This window comes from Clavibacter sp. CT19, from assembly GCF_027858075.1.
GTDB classification, from domain to species: Bacteria; Actinomycetota; Actinomycetes; order Actinomycetales; family Microbacteriaceae; genus Clavibacter; species Clavibacter tessellarius_A.
Genome location: NZ_JAQHYR010000011.1, coordinates 23582 through 42976, shown reverse-complemented (window position 1 = coordinate 42976; position 19395 = coordinate 23582). Strand labels below are relative to the sequence as shown.

At 75.9% G+C, this 19395-nt stretch carries 19 protein-coding genes; 11 read left to right on the top strand and 8 right to left on the bottom strand.

Features of this window, described 5'->3' with window-relative positions; genetic code table 11:
* Position 1 precedes the first annotated feature (1 nt).
* A complete protein-coding gene (locus PED38_RS13580) occupies positions 2-967 on the bottom strand; it encodes a 3-methyladenine DNA glycosylase (protein WP_270981694.1) in 966 nt (321 codons plus the stop codon).
* A gap of 92 nt (positions 968-1059) precedes the next feature.
* On the opposite strand from PED38_RS13580, the gene PED38_RS13575 reads away from it, so the two are divergent.
* From PED38_RS13575 to PED38_RS13565, 3 genes are all read left to right on the top strand, one after another.
* The gene (locus PED38_RS13575) at positions 1060-1494 is read left to right on the top strand and encodes a hypothetical protein (protein ID WP_063072157.1); all 435 of its coding nucleotides are present in this window, start codon (positions 1060-1062) and stop codon (positions 1492-1494) included.
* Positions 1495-1713: 219 nt separating this feature from the next.
* A complete protein-coding gene (locus PED38_RS13570; protein WP_270981692.1) occupies positions 1714-2742 on the top strand; it encodes a hypothetical protein in 1029 nt (342 codons plus the stop codon).
* 87 nt (positions 2743-2829) lie between these two features.
* Entirely contained in the window at positions 2830-3087 is a 258-nt protein-coding gene (locus tag PED38_RS13565; RefSeq protein ID WP_063072159.1) for a hypothetical protein, read from the top strand.
* 75 nt (positions 3088-3162) lie between these two features.
* Here PED38_RS13565 and PED38_RS13560 read toward each other — a convergent pair whose 3' ends face one another.
* From PED38_RS13560 to PED38_RS13550, 3 genes are all read right to left on the bottom strand, one after another.
* Entirely contained in the window at positions 3163-4143 is a 981-nt protein-coding gene (locus PED38_RS13560) for a J domain-containing protein (protein WP_270981689.1), read from the bottom strand.
* Complete coding sequence (locus PED38_RS13555) at positions 4140-5804, bottom strand: stealth family protein (RefSeq protein ID WP_270981688.1); 1665 nt, start codon at positions 5802-5804, stop codon at positions 4140-4142. Before PED38_RS13555 ends, PED38_RS13560 begins: the two co-directional genes overlap by 4 nt.
* A 122-nt stretch (positions 5805-5926) precedes the next feature.
* Entirely contained in the window at positions 5927-6394 is a 468-nt protein-coding gene (locus tag PED38_RS13550; protein ID WP_270981686.1) for a hypothetical protein, read from the bottom strand.
* A 170-nt stretch (positions 6395-6564) separates the two neighbouring features.
* Between PED38_RS13550 and PED38_RS13545 the strand changes: the two genes are divergently transcribed.
* Both PED38_RS13545 and PED38_RS13540 read left to right on the top strand, forming a co-directional pair.
* Positions 6565-7482 carry an FAD binding domain-containing protein gene (locus tag PED38_RS13545; protein WP_063072163.1) on the top strand — a complete coding sequence of 306 codons (918 nt, stop codon included), beginning with the start codon at positions 6565-6567 and terminating at the stop codon, positions 7480-7482.
* On the top strand, positions 7473-10364 hold the full coding sequence (locus tag PED38_RS13540) for a molybdopterin-dependent oxidoreductase (protein ID WP_270981685.1): 2892 nt from the start codon (positions 7473-7475) through the stop codon (positions 10362-10364). Before PED38_RS13545 ends, PED38_RS13540 begins: the two co-directional genes overlap by 10 nt.
* A 34-nt stretch (positions 10365-10398) precedes the next feature.
* Here the strand turns inward: PED38_RS13540 and PED38_RS13535 are convergent, their stop codons facing one another.
* Together PED38_RS13535 and PED38_RS13530 are read right to left on the bottom strand one after the other, a co-directional pair.
* Entirely contained in the window at positions 10399-11703 is a 1305-nt protein-coding gene (locus PED38_RS13535; protein WP_270981683.1) for an APC family permease, read from the bottom strand.
* A complete protein-coding gene (locus PED38_RS13530) occupies positions 11700-12806 on the bottom strand; it encodes an XdhC family protein (protein WP_270981682.1) in 1107 nt (368 codons plus the stop codon). Before PED38_RS13530 ends, PED38_RS13535 begins: the two co-directional genes overlap by 4 nt.
* A 196-nt stretch (positions 12807-13002) precedes the next feature.
* Between PED38_RS13530 and PED38_RS13525 the strand changes: the two genes are divergently transcribed.
* The 5 genes from PED38_RS13525 to PED38_RS13505 all read left to right on the top strand — a co-directional run bounded on the left by PED38_RS13525 (position 13003) and on the right by PED38_RS13505 (position 17365).
* Positions 13003-13623, top strand: coding sequence for a hypothetical protein (locus PED38_RS13525; protein ID WP_063072167.1), 621 nt, complete (start codon positions 13003-13005; stop codon positions 13621-13623).
* Between the two features lie 36 nt (positions 13624-13659).
* The gene (locus PED38_RS13520; protein WP_131798131.1) at positions 13660-14265 is read left to right on the top strand and encodes a hypothetical protein; all 606 of its coding nucleotides are present in this window, start codon (positions 13660-13662) and stop codon (positions 14263-14265) included.
* Positions 14266-14443: 178 nt separating this feature from the next.
* Entirely contained in the window at positions 14444-15079 is a 636-nt protein-coding gene (locus PED38_RS13515) for a hypothetical protein (protein ID WP_063072169.1), read from the top strand.
* Positions 15076-15711 (top strand): hypothetical protein, encoded by a 636-nt coding sequence (locus tag PED38_RS13510; RefSeq protein ID WP_270981680.1) that lies wholly within the window; start codon positions 15076-15078, stop codon positions 15709-15711. The genes PED38_RS13515 and PED38_RS13510 overlap by 4 nt, the downstream gene beginning before the upstream one ends.
* A gap of 199 nt (positions 15712-15910) precedes the next feature.
* Positions 15911-17365, top strand: coding sequence for an amidohydrolase family protein (locus PED38_RS13505; protein WP_270981679.1), 1455 nt, complete (start codon positions 15911-15913; stop codon positions 17363-17365).
* Positions 17366-17401: 36 nt separating this feature from the next.
* On the opposite strand, the gene PED38_RS13500 is transcribed toward PED38_RS13505, so the two are convergent.
* Positions 17402-18190, bottom strand: a complete 789-nt coding sequence (locus PED38_RS13500; RefSeq protein ID WP_270981677.1) for a phosphatase PAP2 family protein — start codon at positions 18188-18190, stop codon at positions 17402-17404.
* Positions 18187-18555 carry a hypothetical protein gene (locus PED38_RS13495; protein ID WP_270981676.1) on the bottom strand — a complete coding sequence of 123 codons (369 nt, stop codon included), beginning with the start codon at positions 18553-18555 and terminating at the stop codon, positions 18187-18189. Before PED38_RS13495 ends, PED38_RS13500 begins: the two co-directional genes overlap by 4 nt.
* Positions 18556-18638: 83 nt before the next feature.
* Here PED38_RS13495 and PED38_RS13490 point away from each other — a divergent pair, with 83 nt between their 5' ends.
* Entirely contained in the window at positions 18639-19268 is a 630-nt protein-coding gene (locus PED38_RS13490) for a nucleotidyltransferase family protein (RefSeq protein WP_270981675.1), read from the top strand.
* The last annotated feature ends 127 nt before the right edge of the window (positions 19269-19395 follow it).

Genomic DNA, 19395 nt, shown 5'->3' with positions numbered 1-19395 from the left:
GTCAGAGCCCGGCGGCGGCGACGCGGCGCGCGTGCGCGAGCTCGCCGAGGATCCGCTGCCGCAACGCGTTCGACCGCTCGGCGAACCCGCGCTGCTCCGCCGCGTAGCGCGCCTTGCCCGCGGGCTCCTCGATCCGCACGGCCTCGAGCCCCAGCCCCGAGACGTCGTACGGGCTCGCGCGCATGTCGAGGGAGCGGATGTCCCGGGCCAGCTCGAACGCGTCGAGCAGCACCTCCCCGGCGACGAGCGGGCCGAGCTTCGTCGCCCACTTGTAGACGTCCATCCCGGCGTGCAGGCAGCCGGGCTGCTCGAGGTCGGGCTGCGTCTCGCGGGTCGGCGCCAGGGCGTTCCGCGGCACGGCCTCGGGTGTGAAGAAGCGGAACGCGTCGATGTGGGTGCAGGCCAGCCGGTGCGTCTCGACGACCTCGTCGGTCGCGGCGGATCCGAGACGCAGCGGCAGCCGCTCGTGCCGCTGCTCACCCGGCCCCACCCTGTAGACCATTGCCCACTCGTGCAGGCCGAAGCAGGAGAAGCGGCCGGGGCGGGCGGCGGTGCGGGAGAGGATCCGCTCGACGAAGGAGGCGGTGGACCCGCGCGCCTCGAGGTACGAGGACGCGTCCACGCGGACGCCGCCGTCCGCCGCGTCGTCGGCCGCGGCGTACCAGCGCCAGGCCGCGCGCTCCTCGCCCGCCGCGCCCGCGAGCACGACGCCCGCGCCCGGATGCCAGCGGCGCAGCAGCGACGGCTTGTGCGGGTAGTAGGTGAAGAGGAAGTCGTCCACCTCGTGCGTGCGGCCCGCGAGGCGGCGCTCGCGGAAGCCCGCGGAGAAGGCGTCGGCGCGCTCCCCGTGGCGGTCGGCCCGGTCGCGCCAGTCCGCCGGGTCGAGTGTCGCGCGGGCGGCGCGCTCCCCCGCGCCGGTCGCCGGATCCGCCGCGGGCGCGGGCAGGATGTCGGCGGCGGGGATCACCCGTCGAGGCTACCCGCGGCGGGCGCGCGATCCGGCGACGACGGGTCGGGGATCCCGCCCGCCGGGGAGCCGCGGGTGGATAGCATTGGCGCATGGATGACGACTCCCCCCTCACGCCTCCCGGCGTCGCCGGCTACACGATCACCGAGATCGTCGAGAGCGAATCGGGCGGCGAGCCCCTGTTCATCTCCGCGATCCTCCTCGACGGCGAGCACGTCGCCAACTGGATCTCGACCGACCTCGACGAGGACGACGGCATCGTCGCCGACATCGACCACGCGTTCGGCGGCCCGGCCACCGACCGAATGTTCCGCCAGGCCGCGGCGATCTTCCCGGACGCCGTGCTGTCCGAGATCCTCCCCGAGCTCGTCAGCTTCCTCTGGGTCGTGGCCGACGTCGCGGGCGTCGCCGACGACCAGGACCTCGACTTCGAGGCCGCCATCCGCATCGTCGCGGCCGAGGGCGACCTCGACGCGCAGGACCGCGACCTGCTCGGCCGCCTCGAGGGCCTGAAGCGCATCGACTGAACCGCCGTCTCCGAGCGCGCCGTCCGCATCGCGGGCGGCGCGCTCGTGCGTGGGCCGTGGGTGTGGAGGGTCCGGGCGCCCCGTGCTCCGGAGGCCTAACGTGGGGCTCCCGTCTCGATCCTCGCCGCGGCCTCGCCCGCGGCCCCGAGGCGCGGGGCGCCCACGGCGCATCATGAGCGCCGGACAGCCGGCGCCCCACGGGAAGAGGCCGACCACCGCATGATCAACGAGACGCTCATCGACACGCCGCCCCAGCTGTGGCGCACCTCGGAGCTGGTCGACAACGCCCGGCGCTACGTCGACGGCGTCGACGACCGCACGCCCGACCGCCTCTTCCTCGCCCTGAACACGCTCACGCTCGTGCTCGCCCGGTCGGGCCGGGCGGCGCAGGCGTCCGCGCTGCTGGACCGCGGCATCCAGGCGGCCGACCGGCTGATGCGCACGGACCCGGACGCGATCCGCTTCGGCATCGAATGCGTCATCAACCACGCCGACCTCCTGCGGTACTCCGGTGAGCCGCGCGCCGCGATCGCGCTCCTCCGGGAGGTCCACGAGCTGTCGAGCGGCCGGCAGCCGGATCGCCCGGAGATCCGGGGCGTGGACCTCGTGCGCGGCCGGTACGCAAGCCCGGCGGTGCTCGGCGGGGCCATGTTCATGCTGCGGCTGCGCAGCCGGATCTCGCTGCTGAAGACGCTCGTCGCCGTCGGCGACGAGCGGGAGGCGCTCGCGTTCGCGCGGCGCGCGGCCGAGGAGAGCGGCGACAGCGGTGGCCCGCTGCTCGACGTGGCGCTCGACTACGTCGCCGGGCTCGACGACGCGCCCCCCGCCGCACCGAGCGCGTCGGCGCCCGCCACGGCCCTCCAGGTCTGCCAGCTGATCCGCACCCGGTCCCGGCTCGGACTTCCCGTCCTCCCCGTCGAGGAGTTCGACGCCGCCGTCGACCGCGTCGTCGCGAGCACGACGCTGCACAACCCGCGCACGCCGATCCTGTGGCGGGTGGCCCACGCCCGTGCGGCGGGTCTCGACGGGCGGGTCGAGCAGCACCTGGGCGCCATGGGCGACGCGTGCGTCGCCGCCGGCGACAGGCGCCTGCACGAGCGCGCCCTGGTGTTCGCCGGACGGGAGGCCGGGGACGCGCGTGCGCTCTTCCCGGATCCGCGCCCGGACGCCCGGGAGCTCGACGCGCTCGCCGGCGCCTTCGCCCGCTGCGTCGACGGGGTCGCCGCGCCGCTCGCGCCCGCCGTCTGAGGGCCCTCACCTGGCCCCGCGGGCCGGGCCCCGCTCACCCTCCCCGCCCGCCCGGACGCGCGCGGGGCTCCGGCGTACGGTCGATGCATGAGCGACTCCGACATCGATCCCCTGTCCACCGTCCAGGGCGCCCCGGGCGTCACGCAGTCCATGCCGGGTGAGGCCGACTCCGACTCCGCCGTCGGCGGCACGGTCCCCGACGGCGAGTCCATCCAGCACGTCGACGACGACGAGGCTCCCGGCGACGGCGGCCTCTCCAGCGGCGGCGACTCGCTCGGCTCCGACGAGGACGCGGCCGACACCGCGTCCGGCGCGGGCGACGCGCCCACGGACCTGCCCGCCTGATCCACCGCCCCCCCCGAGGGCCCGCCGCGATGCGTCGCGGCGGGCCCTCGCGCGCGCGGCGGCCTCGGCCCGGTGTCAGCCCGCGGCGGGCCCGAGCAGCGTCAGCCGCTCGCGGAGGAGCGCTCGCACGGCGTACGGATCGGCGACGCTGAGCCGGCCCTCCTCCGAGACCCCGTCGCGGAGCACGAGCGGCAGGACGGACCGGCGGACGACGAGCGCCCCGCGGTTGCGGCCGCGCTCCACGCGCTCGACGGGGTGGGCGAGCGCGTCGTCCGGCACCACGACCACGGCCGCCGCGAAGCGGACCCCCGCCGAGGCCGCGAGCGACCGGGCCGCGCCGACCAGCCACGTGACGGGCGCGTCGCCCGGCGCGAGGGCACCGTCGGGATCCGGTGCGACGGGCTGCAGCTCGCCGCGCACGAGCTGGACGTCCGTGCCCCAGTCCTCGGAGCTGAGCGCGAAGAGGCCCGCGGGGGCGAGCACGACGTGGTCGACCTTTCCCGCGCCGTCGAGCGGCCGCACGTCGTGGAAGATCGTGGCGCCCATGCCGAGCGACGCCGCGGCGCGTGCCGTCGCCTCCTCGGCCAGGGCCTTCGCGAGCAGCCAGCGGACGTCGCGCGGGGCGCGGCGCACGAGCTCGGGCGACCAGGGATCCACGCCGAGGTCGGCGCCCGGCGCGACGCCCTGCCACGCCGCCACGCGGTCGAGGTAGTGGGCGCGGGCGAGCGCGCCGGCGACGCCGTGGACCGCGGCGCCGAGACGCGTGCCGGATCCGGGTGCGGGCGCGTACCCGGCGTCGTCCGGGCCGAGCGGGTCGTCGTCCGCGGTCGCCGGACGGCCCTGTCCGCGGTCGTACGCGGCACGGTCGGCGGGCTCCCCCACCAGCTCCCACGCGCGCTGCACCGCGTGGAAGAGGTGCGCCTCGCCGCCCGTGTCCGGATGCGTGGCGCGCACCAGCCGGCGGTACGCGGCGCGGACGGTCGCGGTGTCGGCCGCGGGATCCACCCCGAGCACCTCGTACGGCGTGCGGTCGGCGGGGCTCCCCGCGCGGCTCACTCGGCGGGAGAGGTGGACGCGTCGGCTGCGGCCTGGTCGGCGACCTCCGCCTCCCACGGCGCCGGAATGCCGTAGTAGCGCTCGAGGAAGTCCTGCACCCGCGCCTGGCGCTCGTCGGCCGGGACCTCCGGGAAGGAGCCGTCGTTGAGGCAGAAGAAGTCCTGCGAGCGGCGCTTGAGGAGGCCGGGGAGGAGATCCAGACCGGCGCGCGACGTGGTGTCGACGTAGGCGACCTTCGCGTTCTCCTGCTGCACCGCCCGGGCCGTCATCTGCGCGTAGTAGTGGTACAGCGAGTTGGTGACCGAGATGTCGGTGCTGGAGCGAAAGCGACTGAGCTGCGTGCGGTGGAAGTCCTCCGCGAACTCCTGCTCGAGCTCCAGCAGCACGCTCTTGCGCAGCGGCGTGGCCGCGTGCTCGAGGTGGCGGGTGATGAGGCGGCCGAAGCGCTCCATGAGGAGCCGGCGGTTGACGCGCGCCGAGTTCTCGAAGCCGCTGCGGTCGCTGTCGTTGTCGCCCAGGCCGATGCGCGTGGACGCCTCGATGAACTTCGTGATGCCGCCGGGCGAGAAGAACATGCCGGGCTGCACGGGACGGCCGAAGAACATGTCGTCGTTCGAGTAGAGGAAGTGCTCGCTGAGCCCCGGGATGTGCTGGAGCTGCGACTCGACGGCCTGCGAGTTGTGCGTGGGCAGCGCGGCGGGATCCGTGAAGAACTCCTCGCTGCGCACGAACGTGACGCCGGGGTGCTCGGCGAGCCAGGCCGGCTTCGGCGAGTCGGTGACGATGAAGATCCGGCGCACCCACGGTGCGAACAGGTAGACGGAGCGCAGCGCGTACTTGAGCTCGTCGATCTGGCGGAAGCGCGCCTCGGAGTCGTCGCCCTCGCCGACCACGACGTCCTTCATCCGCTCGGCGCGGCGCTTCTGGAACTCGGGGTCGTTGCCGTCGACCCAGGAGAAGACCATGTCGATGTCGAAGGTGATGTCGGACGCCTGCGCGTCGAACATGCCCCGGAGCGTCTTCCACTCGTGGCCGTACATCTCGACCGTGGTGGGCACGACCTCGGCGGCGGGGAGGATCTCGCGCGTGAGCGAGTTCTCGACCGGCCACACGATGGTCTCGCCCTCGAAGCGGAAGAACTGCAGCTCGACCGCGGTGGACGCCCCGTACGCGAGGAGGCCGTCCGGCTCGATGCGCGGGCGGTAGAGGCGGAAGATCCCGGCCTCGGGGTTGTCGGTGAGGCGGCCGTCGGCGACGAGGAGCGGCGGGCGGCGGCGGCCGTCGACGGTCTTGGCGTAGAGCGGCTCGTCGGCGCACGCGGTCACGAGCGCGCGCACCACGGTGTCGCGGTTCTGCACGTCGATGGCGATGACGGGGCGCTCGTCGTTGCCGCGGATGAGCCAGAAGTCGATGCCGGTCGCGAGCAGCGCGTCCCGGATGAAGAGGAGGTCGGTCACGAGCGCCTGGTGCGGCGTGAGCGTGCGGTTGACCAGCGTGGCGAGGCCCTTGCGGATGACGACGTCGGGGCGGTGGTGCGTGGTCGGCCACGTGGCGGGCGCGGGGGCGACCGCGTCGTCCTGGCGGGAGTACTCCTCCTCGCTGGTGGCCGGATCGACCGTCGGCTCGAGCGCCACGTTGAACTGCCGTGCGCTGCCCGCCATGGATCATCCCCTTGGTGCTTCTCGTGTGCCGATGCGTGCGCCTGACCCGACGGGTGGCGACGGATCATCCTACCGAGCGGTGGACCGCGCCCCCGGTCAGGAGCCTCCCGCGGACGGTGCGGTCAGCGCGGCGGCGCGGCTCCGGGCAGGGCCGGACGCGGCGACCCGTCGGCGTCCCGCCCGAGCCGCGCATGCAGGAGGAGGACGAGCGCCGAGCCGGAGAGCACGCCGTCGAGGATCCCGGCGGGCAGCAGGAACACCATGAGCACGAGCGTGACGACGCACAGGATCGCGGCGAGCGCGAGGCCCCAGAGCCGGTCGCGCCAGAGGCCGACGCCCGCGGTGATCCGGAGGGCCGCGAAGATCCCGCTCATCGCCATCATCGGGTAGAGGTTCTCGCGGAGGTACGGGAGCGCGAAGACGTCGGCGTGCGCGGTGATCGTCCCCTGCGGGATGCCGAGCGCGAGCAGGACGACGAGGCCCACGGCGACGACGCCCTCCATCAGCGCGCCCTGGACGAGGAGCAGCACGGCCGCGGCGCGGAGCTCGCGGCGCGGACGGCTGGCGCGGGCGGTGGTGCGGTTGCTCATGGTCTCCCCGGGGTCGGTGCGAGCGTGGCAGCCCGGTCCGGCGCCGGCAAGTCGGGGCGCCGGTTCGGGGGCGCGGCCCGGCGGATGCGAGGATCGCTGTCACACGCCCGACGCACGACCGCCCTCCGACGAGGACGCGGCCGCCGACCGGGACGCCCGGGAGGAGACCCATGGACCAGCCGACCGTCCGCTCCGTCCTCCCCGCCCGCACGCGGGACGACCTCGCCGCGCTCGGCCCGGCCGTCGCGGCGCTCGCCGGCGGGTCCGGGATCTTCGCGGAGCCGCATCCGCACCTCACCGGCCTCGTTGACCTGCAGACGCTCGGCTGGGAGCCGCTCCTCGTGACGGACGCGGGGCTCGAGATCGCCGCGACCTGCACCATCGCGCAGGTCGCCGGCATCGCGCCGCGCGACGGCTGGCACGCGCACCCCCTCTTCTTCCAGGCGTGCACGGCGCTGTTCGGGTCCACGGAGATCTGGCGCGTCGCGACCGTGGGCGGCAACATCTGCTCGGCCCTGCCCGCGGGGCCGATGACCGCGCTCGCCGCCGCCCTCGACGCCGAGGCGCTCGTCTGGCGCGCCGCCGCGGACGGCTCCCCCGCGCACGACGAGCGGATGCCCGTGGGCGCGCTCGTGACGGGCGACCGCACGACGGCGCTGCGTCCGGGCGACGTGCTGCGCTCGATCCACGTGCCCGCCGCGTCGCTCCGGGCGCGCACGGCGTTCCGGAAGATCGCGCTGTCGCCCATCGGCCGCTCCGGGGCGGTCGTGATCGGCCGGCTCGACGAGGACGGCGCGTTCACGCTCGCGGTGACGGGCGCGACGCTCCGGCCCGAGGTGCTGCGCTACGGATCCCTGCCCGCGGGCGACGCGCTCGCGGACGACGTGCGGGCGATCGGATCCTGGTTCACCGACGCGCACGGCGCCGCCGACTGGCGCCGGGCCGTGAGCGCGCTGCTCGCGGAGGAGATCCGCGCCGAGCTGGCGGGCGACGCGGCGGGATCCGGCGACGGCCCGCCCTCCGGCGAGCGCGGCACCCCGCTCGTCGCCGCGGCCACGACGACGGCGGGAGCGCGCGCATGGGCATGACCGTGGACGGCCGCGAGGTCCCCGGCGAGCCCGCTCCCGGGCAGAGCCTCCGCACCTGGCTGCGCGAGCACGAGGTGTTCAGCGTGAAGAAGGGCTGCGACTCCGGCGACTGCGGCGCCTGCACGGTGCTCGTCGACGGGGACGCCGTGCACTCGTGCATCCTCCCGGCGTTCCGGGCCGCGGGCCGCGTCGTCACGACGGCGGCGGGGCTCGGGACGCCGGGCGACCTGCATCCGGTGCAGCGGGCCTTCGTGGAGGCGGCCGGCTTCCAGTGCGGGTTCTGCACGCCCGGCATCGTGGTCACCGCGTCGACGCTGGAGCCGGATGCGCTCGACGACCTCCCGCGGCTGATGAAGAGCAGCCTGTGCCGCTGCACGGGGTACCGGGCGATCGACGAGGCGATCCGCGGGGCGCGCGCGCACGACGGCGACGGCCCGCACGAGCACGAGCACGGCCCCGGCTGCGGCGGGCGGCCCGCGGGACTCGGCCCCGTGCGGGCGACCCGATCGGCGCGGCCGACCGGATCCACCGCCGAGGCCGTCGCCCGCGAGGCCGAGCGCGCGCAGACCGGCCGCGTCGGCACGTCCCTGCGCGCCCCCGCGAGCGAGCGCGTCGTGAGCGGGCTCGAGCCGTACACGCTCGACGTCGCCGTCCCCGGCCTCCTGCACGCGAGCCTCGTGCGGAGCCCCCACCCGCACGCGCGCATCCGCTCCATCGACGCCACCGAGGCCCTCGCGCTGCCCGGCGTGCACGCCGTGCTCACCCACGAGGACTCGCCCGCGACGCTCTACTCGTCCGCCCGGCACGAGGACCGCTTCGACGACCCCGACGACAGCCGCGTGTTCGACGACGTCGTGCGGTTCCGCGGGCAGCGCGTCGCCGCCGTGATCGCGGACTCGGTCGGGATCGCCGAGGCCGCCGTGCGCCTGGTGCGGGTGGACTACGAGCCGCTGCCGCACGTGCTCGATCCCGACCTCGCCCGGCGGCCCGGCGCCCCGCTGGTGCACGGCGACAAGGACCCGGCCGTCTCCCGCATCGCGGACCCGCGGCGGAACGTCGTCGCGGAGATGCACGGCGAGCACGGCGACGTGGCCGCCGGCCTCGCCCGGGCCGACGAGGTCGTCTCCGGCACCTGGTCGACGCAGCGCGTGGCGCACACGCACCTCGAGACGCACGCGACCGTCGGCTGGATGGAGGAGGGCCGCCTCGTCCTCCGCACCAGCTCGCAGGTCCCGTTCCTGGTGCAGCGCGAGATCTGCCGCCTGTTCGAGCTCGAGCCGGAGCGCGTGCGCGTCTTCACGGCGCGCGTGGGCGGCGGGTTCGGCGGCAAGCAGGAGATCCTCACCGAGGACGTCGTGGCGCTCGCCGTGCTGGCGACCGGCCGCCCGGTGCAGCTCGAGTTCACGCGCTCCGACGAGTTCACCCTCTCCCCCGCGCGGCACCCCATGCGCGTGGGCGTCACGGTCGGCGCGACCTCCGACGGCGTGCTCACGGCGCTCGCGGTCGACGTGCTCAGCGACACGGGCGCGTACGGCAACCACGGGCCGGGCGTCATGTTCCACGGCTGCAACGAGTCGATCACCCTCTACCGCTCGCCGGCCAAGCGGGTGGACGCGCAGAGCGTCTACACGAACAACCTCCCGTCGGGCGCGTTCCGCGGCTACGGCCTCGGGCAGGTGATCTTCGCGATCGAGTCCGCGCTCGACGAGCTCGCCCGGCGCCTCGGCATCTCGGGCTTCGAGATCCGGCGGCGGAACGCGGTCGTGCCGGGCGACCCGCTGATCATCACGTACGCCGAGGGCCCCGACCTCGGCTTCGGCGGCAGCTACGGGCTCGACCAGTGCCTCGACCTCGCCGAGGCGGCGCTCCGCGACGGCGGCGGGGATCCGGTGCCGACGGGCGACCGCTGGCTCGTGGGCGAGGGCATGGCCGCCGCGATGATCGCGACCATGCCGCCGCGCGGGCACTTCGCCGACGTCACGGTCGCGCTGGCGGCGGACGGAGCGGTGACCGTGTCCGTGGGCACGGCCGAGTTCGGCAACGGCACCACGACCGTGCACGCGCAGCTCGCCGCGACCGCGCTGGGGACGACGCCCGACCGGATCCGCATCCGGCAGTCCGACACCGACGTCACACGCTACGACACGGGCGCGTTCGGGTCCGCGGGCACGGTCGTCGCCGGGAAGGCCGTGCACCGCGCGGCCACGGCGCTCGCCGGCCTCCTGCGCGAGGCGGCCTCGGCGCGCACGGGCATCCCCGGCGCCGCGTTCGCGCTCACGCCCGACGCGCTCGTGGCGGGCGACGTCTCGATCCCCGTCGCCGACCTCGTCGGTCCCGACGGCCTGGCGGCCGAGGCGCACGAGGACGGCGCGCTCCGCTCCCTCGCGTTCAACGTGCACGCGTTCCGGGTGGCGGTGGATCCCGCGACGGGCGAGATCCGCATCCTCCGCTCCGTGCAGGCCGTGGACGCGGGCACCGTCATCAACCCGGCGCAGCTGCGCGGCCAGGTCGAGGGCGGCACGGCGCAGGCGCTCGGCACCGCGATGTTCGAGGAGGTCGTGCACGACGGCGAGGGGCGGATCCTCACCGATGTGCTGCGGAACTACCACATCCCCCAGCTCGCCGACCTGCCCCGGACCGAGGTGCTGTTCGCCGACACGCACGACGAGCTCGGGCCGCTCGGCGCGAAGTCGATGAGCGAGGCGCCCTACAACCCGGTCGCGCCGGCGCTCGCGAACGCGGTGCGGGACGCCATCGGGATCCGGCCGTACGACCTGCCGATGTCGCGCGACCGCGTGTGGCGGCTCCTTCACGGCGGCGGCCCGCAGCCCGCGTTCGACAGCCCGACGACGCTCGGGGAGCGCGGGACGCGGGAGTCCTGATCCTGAAGCGCCAGCGGCGGGCGGGCGCGGCGGGTCAGGCCACGGACCGCGCGCGTCGACGCTGGGCGAGCACGACCGCCCGGCCGACGACGCCCACCGCCAGCACCCCGACGCCCGCGGCGATCGACGGCACGGGCAGCGTCGCCACCAGCACCAGACAGCCCGCGACGCCGAGCACCTGCATCGCCCGCGGGTAGCGCCGGTCGGCGCGGTCCTGCGTGAACGCGGCCGCGTTGGCGACCACGTAGTACAGCAGCACGCCGAAGGACGAGAAGCCGACGACGCCGCGGAGGTCCACCGTGAGCACGAGCGCGACGACGACCACGGCCACCGCGATCTCCGCCCGCTGCGGCACCCGGTACCGCGGGTGCACGACGGCCAGCGCGCGCGGCAGGTCGCCCTCGCGGGCCATCGCGAGCGACGTGCGCCCGATCCCGGCGAGGAGCGCGAGCAGGGCGCCGAGGCACGCCGCGGCCGCGCCGATCCCGACGACGGGGACCGCCCACGTCCACCCCGCGGCGCGCACCACGTCGGCGAGCGGCGCGGTGGATCCGGCGAGCCGCGCCTGCCCGAGCACCCCGAGGAGCGTCACGGCGACGAGCGCGTAGACGACGAGCGCGCTGCTGAGCGCGAGAAGGATCGCGCGGGGGATGGTGCGGGCCGGATCCCGCACCTCCTCCCCCATGGTCGCGATGCGCGCGTATCCCGCGAAGGCGAAGAACAGGAGGCCGGCGGATTGGAGGACGCCGTAGGGGGTCGTGTCGACGACGCCCGCGATCGGGCCGACGCCGGGTCCCGCGGCACCCGCCCCGCCCGTGACGGGGCCCGCGACCAGAACGAGGGCGATCACCGCGAGGACCACCGCGATGATCACACGGGCGAGCCGCGCCGTGCGGGTCACGCCGAGGCAGCCGACGACCGCGAGCGCGGCCACGGCGAGCGCCGCGACGGGCCGCTGCCACACCGCGGGCACGGCGTAGGCGGCGAAGGTCAGGGCCATGGCCGCGCAGCTCGCGGTCTTGCCGATCACGAACGACCAGCCCGCGAGGAAGCCCGGCCACTCCCCCAGGCGCTCGCGGCCGTAGAGGTACGAGCCCCCGGACGACGGGTAGCGGGCGGCGAGCTGCGCCGACGCGGTGGCGTTGCAGAACGCGACGACGGCGGCGATGGCGAGTCCGAGCAGGAGGCCGCCGCCAGCCGCGCGGGCCGCCGCGGGCATGACGGCGAAGATCCCCGCGCCGATCATCGCGCCGAGGCCGAGCACGGTGGCGTCGACGAGCCCGAGGCGCCGGGCGAGGCCGGGCTGGGCGGGTGGCGCGGACCCGGCGGCGGCGGTCATGCGGTCTCCCCGTGGATCGGCCCGGTCGTGGTCGTGAGCGGCGCCCCCGCGGTGCCCGCGCGCGCCGCGAGCACCTCCGCGAGGATCGAGACGGCCGTCTCCTCGGGCGTCGACGCGCCGATGTCGAGGCCGATGGGCGACCGCAGCCGCGCGAGCTCCTCCGCGCCGAGGCCCTCCGCCGCGAGCAGCGCGCGACGGCGCACATCGGTGACGCGGGACCCCATCGCCCCCACGAAGGCGACCGGGAGGCGGAGGGCGGCGACCAGGAGCGGCACGTCGAAGCGGTCGTCGTGGGTGAGCACGCAGATCACGGTGCGGGCGTCGACCTCGGTGCGGGCCAGGTACTCGTCGGGCCACTCCGCGACGACCTCGTGGGCCGACGGGAAGCGGGCGCGGGTCGCGAACGCGGGCCGGGCGTCGCACACCGTGACGCGGTAGCCGAGCAGCGCGGCCGCGTCCGCGAGGGCGGCCGAGAAGTCGACGGCGCCGAACACGAGCATCCGGGGCGGGGGCGCAGCCACCACGTGGAGGACGCGCCGCGGGCCGTCGGCGCAGGCGACCTCCGCGGTGCCGGAGCGGCCGGCGGCGAGGCGGGCGGCGAGCCCGGCGCGGATCCGGCGGGCGGGCTCGGATCCGACGGCCACGTCGACGGCGGGGTCGGGGGCGGCCGTGATCCACGTGCCGAGGGCGGGGCCGTCGAGCACGAGCGCGAGCGACGCCGCACGACCGGCGCGCGCGTCCTCGAGCGCGGCCCGCACCGGAGCCGGGACCGGCGACCGCGGGTCGCCCGCGGGGTCGAGCGCGACGACGACCACGCCGATCCGCCCGCCGCACGTGAGGCCGACCTGGAACGCGTCGTCGTCGCTGACCCCGAACGCGGTGAGCCGGGGCACGCCGTCCGCGAGGACCGCCTCCGCCACCTCCACGACCGCGCCCTCGACGCAGCCGCCGGAGATGGATCCGATGACCCGGCCGGTGTCGTCGACCGCCATCGCGGTCCCGGCCGTGCGCGGCGCGCTGCCGAGCACGTCGGTGACGCACGCGACGGCGAGACGCCGTCCGTCGGCGAGGGCGTCGAGCACCTCGGCGGCGATCTCGAGCACGGCACCTCCCGGGTGGCGGGGCTGAGGGGCGGACGGGACTGGGGAGCGGACGGGATCTGAGGAGCGGACGGACGACGGGAGCGGATGCCCGCGGCCTCACCCAGCCTCCCACGCGCCGGTGGAGGGATCGCGTCCCCGCCGCGCGCAGCGCGCTACCGTGACGCGATCACCCGCCCGCTCGTCCGGAGGAAGCCCCGTGTCCGATGCCCCCCGCCCGTCCGACACCCGTCAGGGCCACGCCCGACCCAGCTTCGGCCTCTGGTTGGAGACCGCGCCGGCGGGCGTGCTGACGGCCGCCTTCATCCCCGTCTTCTTCCTCATCGCCGGGGGCTGCCGCCTCGCCTTCGCGCGCCCCCTCCCCTTCGTGCCGGACGGTCCGCTCGGCCTGATCGTCCTCGCGGCCATCAGCATCGCGGCCGCCTCCACTGTCCCGAAGGCGCGGGACGCGCAGCAGCGGGCGCGACCCGGTGGCCGCATCACCGTGGACGTCTGGCGCGCCGTCTCCAACAGCCGCCTGCCGGACGACGCGGACCCCGCGGTGTGGCGCTCCCCCGTGGAGCAGTACGCGGCCGCCTTCCGCACCGGGCAGGAGAACCTCCCGAAGGCCCTCCTCGGCCTCGTGATCCTCGTCCTCGTCGGCTTCTTCATCCAGTTCGTCCCGTCCCCCCACGGGACGGCAGGCTGGTGCGCCCTCGTCATCGCGGTCGTGCTCGGGATCGCGATCCTCGTCCGACGGCGCCAGCTGCCGCCGCGCATCGACGCGGTCCTCGCGCAGCTCGCGGAGCTCGAGGCGCGCCGCGCGGACCCGCTCGACTGATCCGACGCCCGCCGCCCCACCCCCGAAGGACTCCCCGTGCCCGAAGCCCCTCATCCGCCCGTGCGCGGTCGTCTCGTCCGCCGCAGCTTCGGCCTCTGGTTCGAGACCGCGCCCCGCGGAGCGCTGATCGCCGTCGGCATCCCGTCGTGCTTCGTCCTCGTCGAGGGCATCCGCATCACCTCAGGGAGACCCCTGCCCATCGTCCCTGCCGGGACGCTCGGACTCGTGTGCGTGGCCGCGTTCAGCGTCGCCATCGGCGTCCTCTTCGGACTGGTGCGCGACTGGCAGCAGGAATATCGACCGATCGGGAGGATCACCGTCGACGTGTGGAAGGCCGTGTCCACCGGCCGACTGCCGGACGACGCGGATCCCGCGGCCTGGCGGCCCGCGGTGGAGTGGTACGCGTCGGAGTTCGGCCGCGCGAACGCGAGTCCCGCGAAGCTCATCGGCGCCCTCGCCATCTTCCCGATCGGCGGCCTCCTCGCCTTCCCGCACGCCTCGTTCGGCTGGATCCTGCTGGCCGTGGCCGTCTGGCTCGGCATCGTGATCCTCCTCAAGCACCGCCGCGTGCCGCGGCGCCTCGACGCGCTGTTCGCGCAGCTCGCAGAGCGCGAGGCGCGTCGCGCGGACTCCATCGACTGATCCCCGTTCGTCCGCCGGGCTCTGAGGCCTCGGACGATCGGCTTTCACGCACTGCGACGGGCCGGCAGCGTACCGGCATCCTCGCCGGGCGGGCCCTCGTCGATAGGGTGGGAGCGGATGTCGGGGGGTCTCCCTCGATGCCGTGCGCGCATCCGCCGCGCAGGACGAGGAGGTTCCCATGACCCCGACCGCACCCGCGCAGCCCGAGCCGTTCTTCCGCCGACTCCGACGGGCCTGGTACCACGCCCCGTTCCTCCTGCGGGCGTTCGCGTTCGCGCTCCTGGTGTACGCGTGGCTGTGGGTCATCGACCTCGACCAGCCGCCCCAGGAGGCGGGCAGCGGGATCGTCCGGGCCGTCGTGGCCATCGTCGCCGGGCTGGCCGTGGCGGGCGCGCGTCTCGTCACCCGCCTGTACCACCCCGGGGCGCCCACGCCGGTCGAGGTGTCGGAGGCCGCGGAGGACGGCGAGCTGCCGCAGGGAGCGGATCGGGTCGCGTGGCAGGGCGCGCTCGACCGCCGTCGTCGTGAGATCCGCCAGGAGGCGTGGGCCCTCCTGCCCGTCGGCCTGCTCCTCCTGGTCGGCCTCGCCTTCCTGCCGCAGCGCGCGGGCAGCAGCCTGCCCCTCGGGATCGTCGTGCTCCTCGCGGTGTTCGTCCCCTACGCCACCTGGCTGTTCGTGTCGCGCCCGCGTCGCCGCGACAGCGTCGACGCCCTGCTCATCCCGCTGCAGGAGCAGTCGCGCCGAGACGACGAGGAGCGCGCCGGCTGGGCACCGCCCGCACCCGACGACCGGATTCCCCCGGCTGCTGGATGAGCTCGTCACGCTGCCGCGCGAACCGCGCGTCCGACCGGCGCACGACCGTGACCGGCCCGACGTCCTCCGCGCACGACCGGCTCCGGCGCGCCCGCCGCCGGGTCGCCGACGCCCCCGCGATCGTCCCCGGGATGGGCGTCGCCGTGGCCTTCGCCGTGGTCATGACCTGCTCGCGGGTCGCGTTCGGCCGCGAGGCGAGCGTCGAGCGGTTCCTCGCGACCCTCACCGTCGGCGCGTTCGCCGGCCTCGTCCTCACGTTCGTCATCGCTCGCCGACGCCGCGCGGCACCCTCCCGCATGAGGTGGATCGACGTCTCCGAGGCGATCGACGACGGCCGCCTGCCCGCCGGCGCCGACGCGGACTCCTGGCGGTGGCTGCTGCTCCGCCGACGCGAGGTCCACGACCAGCTCGGTGGACCATGGGCGGTGCTGGTCGCGGCGGTCCTCCTCGTCGGCACCGTCGCCGTGGGCGCGCTCGGCGGATCGCCCCTCGCGTGGACGCTCCCGGCCGTGATCGCCGTCGCGGTGGCGGGCATGGCCGCGATCCGACGCCGCCGGCTCGCGCGCATCGACGCCCTCCTCCAGCCGCTGCTCGACGGCGATGCGGACCCGTCCTCGCCGAACGGGTCGTGACGACGCCCGCCCGCCCGACGCGGCGGCCAAGGGTCACCGCTTCCTGAGCGCCGGCGAGCCCTCCGGCGTGTCGGGGCGCGCGGCCCGTCCTTCGGCCGAGCATCGACCGGGCGCCCGATCCCGCCCGACGCGCACGCACCGTGCCCGCGGGATCCCGCCTCCCTGCACCGCCGCGCACCAGCCGAGCGAACGGATCCGCATGAGCGACCACCGGACCACCAGCACCCCCGCGCCTCCCGCCTCCCCGGGTCGCCGCGCCGTCCACCGCGGCCACGTCCTCCACATCACGGGATCCCCGCTCGTGCAGGACGCCCGCCGGCACCTCGTGTCCGTCCCCGACGGCGCGCTCGCGGTCGACGACGCCGGCCGGATCGCGTGGGTCGGCCCCTACCGCGAGCTCCCGGCCGCCTTCGCCGACGCCCCCGTGCACGGCGACGCGTCCGACTTCCTGCTCCCCGGCTTCGTCGACGCGCACGTGCACTTCCCGCAGACCTACACGACGAGCGCGCACGGCGGCGGCCAGCTCCTCGAGTGGCTCGACTCGTGCGTGTTCCCGTCCGAGGCCCGCCTGGAGGACGAAGGCTTCGCGCGCATGATCGCGGCGGACTTCACCCGGCGCCGGGTCATGGCGGGCACGACGAGCGCGCTGGTGTTCGGATCCGCGTTCCCGCACGCGCAGGACGCCCTGTTCGAGGCCTCCCGCGACGCGGGCCTCCGGCTCGTGAGCGGCCGCGGGATCCAGACGGTCGGCTCCGGCCCCGCGACCCCGCTCCTCACCTCGGAGGAGGACGCGATCGCGCTGTCCGTCGCGGAGATCGACCGGTGGCACGCCCTCGACACGGGCGACGCGACGACGGCGACGCTGCAGGTCGCGATCGTCCCCCGCTTCAGCCTGTCGGTCACCCCCACGACGCTCCGCGGCCTCGGCGAGCTGTACGACGTGGCGCGCGGCCAGGGCGTGCACTTCCACTCGCACCTCAACGAGAACGACCGGCCGGGCACGGGCGAGATCGCCGCCGTCCGCGAGGTCTTCGGCACCGAGACCTACCTCGACACCTACGACGGTCTCTTCCTGCCCGGGTCGGAGCGGGGCGGATCCAGCCTCCTCGGCCGGCGCAGCGTGTTCGCCCACGCGGTGCACTGCCAGGATTCCGAGCTCGCGCGCCTCGCGGAGACGGGCAGCAGCATCGCGCACTGCCCGACGTCGCAGCAGTTCCTCGGCTCCGGCACCATGCCGTGGCGGCGCACGATCGCGTCGGGTGTCAACGTGGCGATCGGATCCGACGTGGGCGCCGGCGACGAGTGGCTCGTCTCGCGCGTGCTCAACGACGCGTTCAAGGTGCACCTCTCGGAGCCCGGCGACGCGGGCGTGGAGATCGACGCCGCCGAGCTCCTCTTCACCGGAACGCTCGCGGGCGCTCGCGCCCTCGACATGGAGGAGCGCTACGGCAACCTCGACGTGGGCAAGGACGCCGACTTCCTCCGCGTCACGCCGGACCGCTGGGAGCCGCTCGCGCGGACGCTCGAGCACGGGATCCGCGCGGACGACGACGCCCGCGCCACCGACCAGATCCTGTTCACCCTGCTGATGGGGCTCCGCGAGCCGGCCATCGCGGGCGTGTTCGTGCAGGGGCGGCGGGTGTCGGCGGGCTGACGGCGCTCAGCCGGGGCACGGCCGGCGCAGGGCCGGTCAGCCGCGGCCGGCGTCGCGCTCGCGTGCCTCCCGCAGCCGCAGTCGCGCGCGGTGCGCCACCACGAGGAGGGCCAGCCACGCGAGCGCGAGCAGCCAGCCGGCGATCACGTCGGTGAGCCAGTGGTGCCCGAGGTAGACCCGGCTGAGGCTCACGGAGGCGGCGAACGCGATGGCCACGACGTAGGTGAGCACGCGCGTCGCCCGCCGCACCTGCCGGAGCACGAGGAGGTACGCGACGATGCCTGCGACCACGCTGGCGTTGAGCGTGTGGCCCGAGGGGAACGACGGCGACGTCTCGTAGGGCGGCACGGCGTCGGCGCGCGGCGGGCGGTCGCGGCCGACGAGCTCCTTGCCGACCTCGGTCATGGCGAGGGATCCGGCGCCCGCGGTGAGGCCGAGCACGACCGGCACCCACTGGCGGCGGCGGACCGCGAGGACCGCGATCACCGCGACGCCCATGATCGGCACGGCGTAGACGCCCGCGGCCTCCGTGAACACGGTGACGGCCGTGTCGAGCCACGGCGAGCGCGCGCCCATGGCGAGGTGCAGCACGGGCTCGTCGAGGAGGGCGACGCTGTCGTCGTCGATCACCGCGACGTAGAGGCCCGCGAAGAGGCTCGTGGCGGCGGTGATGACGAGCAGGCCGAGGACGAGGACGACGGCGAAGGTGCCGGTCGGGCCGACGCGGGTCGCGACGCCCGTCGCGGTGCGGGCGACGCGCCCCGGCGGCCGGGTGGTGCGCCGACGCGGGGGCACGCGGTCCCCGGTGGCGGCGGGGCGGGTCACCCGTGGACGAGCGCGGAGGACGGCACGCGGTCGCGTCGGCGCGCGGCGGCGGCGATGAGGCCGGCCGTGCCCGCGATGACGCCGATCACGAACGTCGCGACCGCGCCCATGAGGCCCATGAGCACGATCCCGAAGGCGCCGGCGCCCTCGTCGAGCTGTCCGACCCCGTCGCGCGTCGCCCAGGCCGCGAGCACGGTGAGGCCCAGGGCGAGGACCAGCGCGACGATCGTGGTCCCCACGAGATACCAGCCCCAGCCGGCGCCGCGGGCTCGGGCGGCGACGAGCACGACGGCCGCGAGGATCACGAGCACCGGCACGCCGAGCGTCAGGGTGAGGGCGAGGGCGAATGCGGTGTCGGCGTCCATCCGTCGAGCGTAGGCCGCGCGCCCGGGGAGGGCGAGGGACGGCGGGGCCGCGGCGGCGTGGGGCGCGCTCCTAGCATGGGCGGATGGCGGAGGCGGGATCAGCGGGCGCGACCGACGACCGGCGGCCGGGCACGCGCATCGCGGGCGTCGTGCTCGCCGGCGGCGCCGGCACCCGCTTCGGCGGCCCCAAGGCGCTCGCGACGCATCCCGACGGCACGCCCTGGCTCGCGACCGCGATCCGCGCGCTCGCCCGCGCCGGCTGCGACCCCGTGCTCGTCGTGCTCGGGGCGTCGGCGGACGCGGCCGAGGCGCTGCTCGGGACGCGGCCCGAGGCCGCGAGCGCGATCATCGTGCGCGCCGACGACTGGGCCGGCGGCATGTCCGCCTCCCTGCGCGCGGCGCTCCGGGCCGCCACGGCGCTCGATCCGACGCCCGTCGCGCTCGCCGTCGTCCCGGTCGACGTCCCCGACCTCGAGGCGGCCACCGTCCGCCGCGTGCTCGACGCGGCGCCCGTGGATCCGACGACGCTCCGGCAGGCGGTCTTCCGCGGCCGCCCCGGCCATCCCGCCCTGATCGGCCGCGCCCACTGGATGCCGCTCGCTGACGTGCTGCGCGGCGACGCGGGCGCCCGCGCGTACCTCTCCGCGCACGACGCGCGGCTCGTCGAGGCGGCCGACCTCAGCTCGGGCGCGGACGTCGACCGGCGCCCCTGAGCGGCACCCGACCGCCGGGACGATCCGCTCGCCGCCGCACCGCGCGGCGGTACGGTGGCCACGCGCGTCCAGACCCCGAGCGGTCCGCGCGTCCCGCGGCGCCCACGAGCCGCCGCGGGACCGATCC

Excerpts from the sequence above, each read along its gene's own strand:
- PED38_RS13575 (WP_063072157.1), top strand. The coding sequence starts at position 1,060 with ATGGATGACGACTCCCCCCTCACGCCTCCCGGCGTCGCCGGCTACACG.
- PED38_RS13570 (WP_270981692.1), top strand. The coding sequence starts at position 1,714 with ATGATCAACGAGACGCTCATCGACACGCCGCCCCAGCTGTGGCGCACC.
- PED38_RS13565 (WP_063072159.1), top strand. The coding sequence starts at position 2,830 with ATGAGCGACTCCGACATCGATCCCCTGTCCACCGTCCAGGGCGCCCCG.
- PED38_RS13555 (WP_270981688.1), bottom strand. The coding sequence starts at position 5,804 with ATGGCGGGCAGCGCACGGCAGTTCAACGTGGCGCTCGAGCCGACGGTC.
- PED38_RS13550 (WP_270981686.1), bottom strand. The coding sequence starts at position 6,394 with ATGAGCAACCGCACCACCGCCCGCGCCAGCCGTCCGCGCCGCGAGCTC.
- PED38_RS13545 (WP_063072163.1), top strand. The coding sequence starts at position 6,565 with ATGGACCAGCCGACCGTCCGCTCCGTCCTCCCCGCCCGCACGCGGGAC.
- PED38_RS13540 (WP_270981685.1), top strand. The coding sequence starts at position 7,473 with ATGGGCATGACCGTGGACGGCCGCGAGGTCCCCGGCGAGCCCGCTCCC.
- PED38_RS13535 (WP_270981683.1), bottom strand. The coding sequence starts at position 11,703 with ATGACCGCCGCCGCCGGGTCCGCGCCACCCGCCCAGCCCGGCCTCGCC.
- PED38_RS13515 (WP_063072169.1), top strand. The coding sequence starts at position 14,444 with ATGACCCCGACCGCACCCGCGCAGCCCGAGCCGTTCTTCCGCCGACTC.
- PED38_RS13510 (WP_270981680.1), top strand. The coding sequence starts at position 15,076 with ATGAGCTCGTCACGCTGCCGCGCGAACCGCGCGTCCGACCGGCGCACG.
- PED38_RS13505 (WP_270981679.1), top strand. The coding sequence starts at position 15,911 with ATGAGCGACCACCGGACCACCAGCACCCCCGCGCCTCCCGCCTCCCCG.
- PED38_RS13495 (WP_270981676.1), bottom strand. The coding sequence starts at position 18,555 with ATGGACGCCGACACCGCATTCGCCCTCGCCCTCACCCTGACGCTCGGC.
- PED38_RS13490 (WP_270981675.1), top strand. The coding sequence starts at position 18,639 with ATGGCGGAGGCGGGATCAGCGGGCGCGACCGACGACCGGCGGCCGGGC.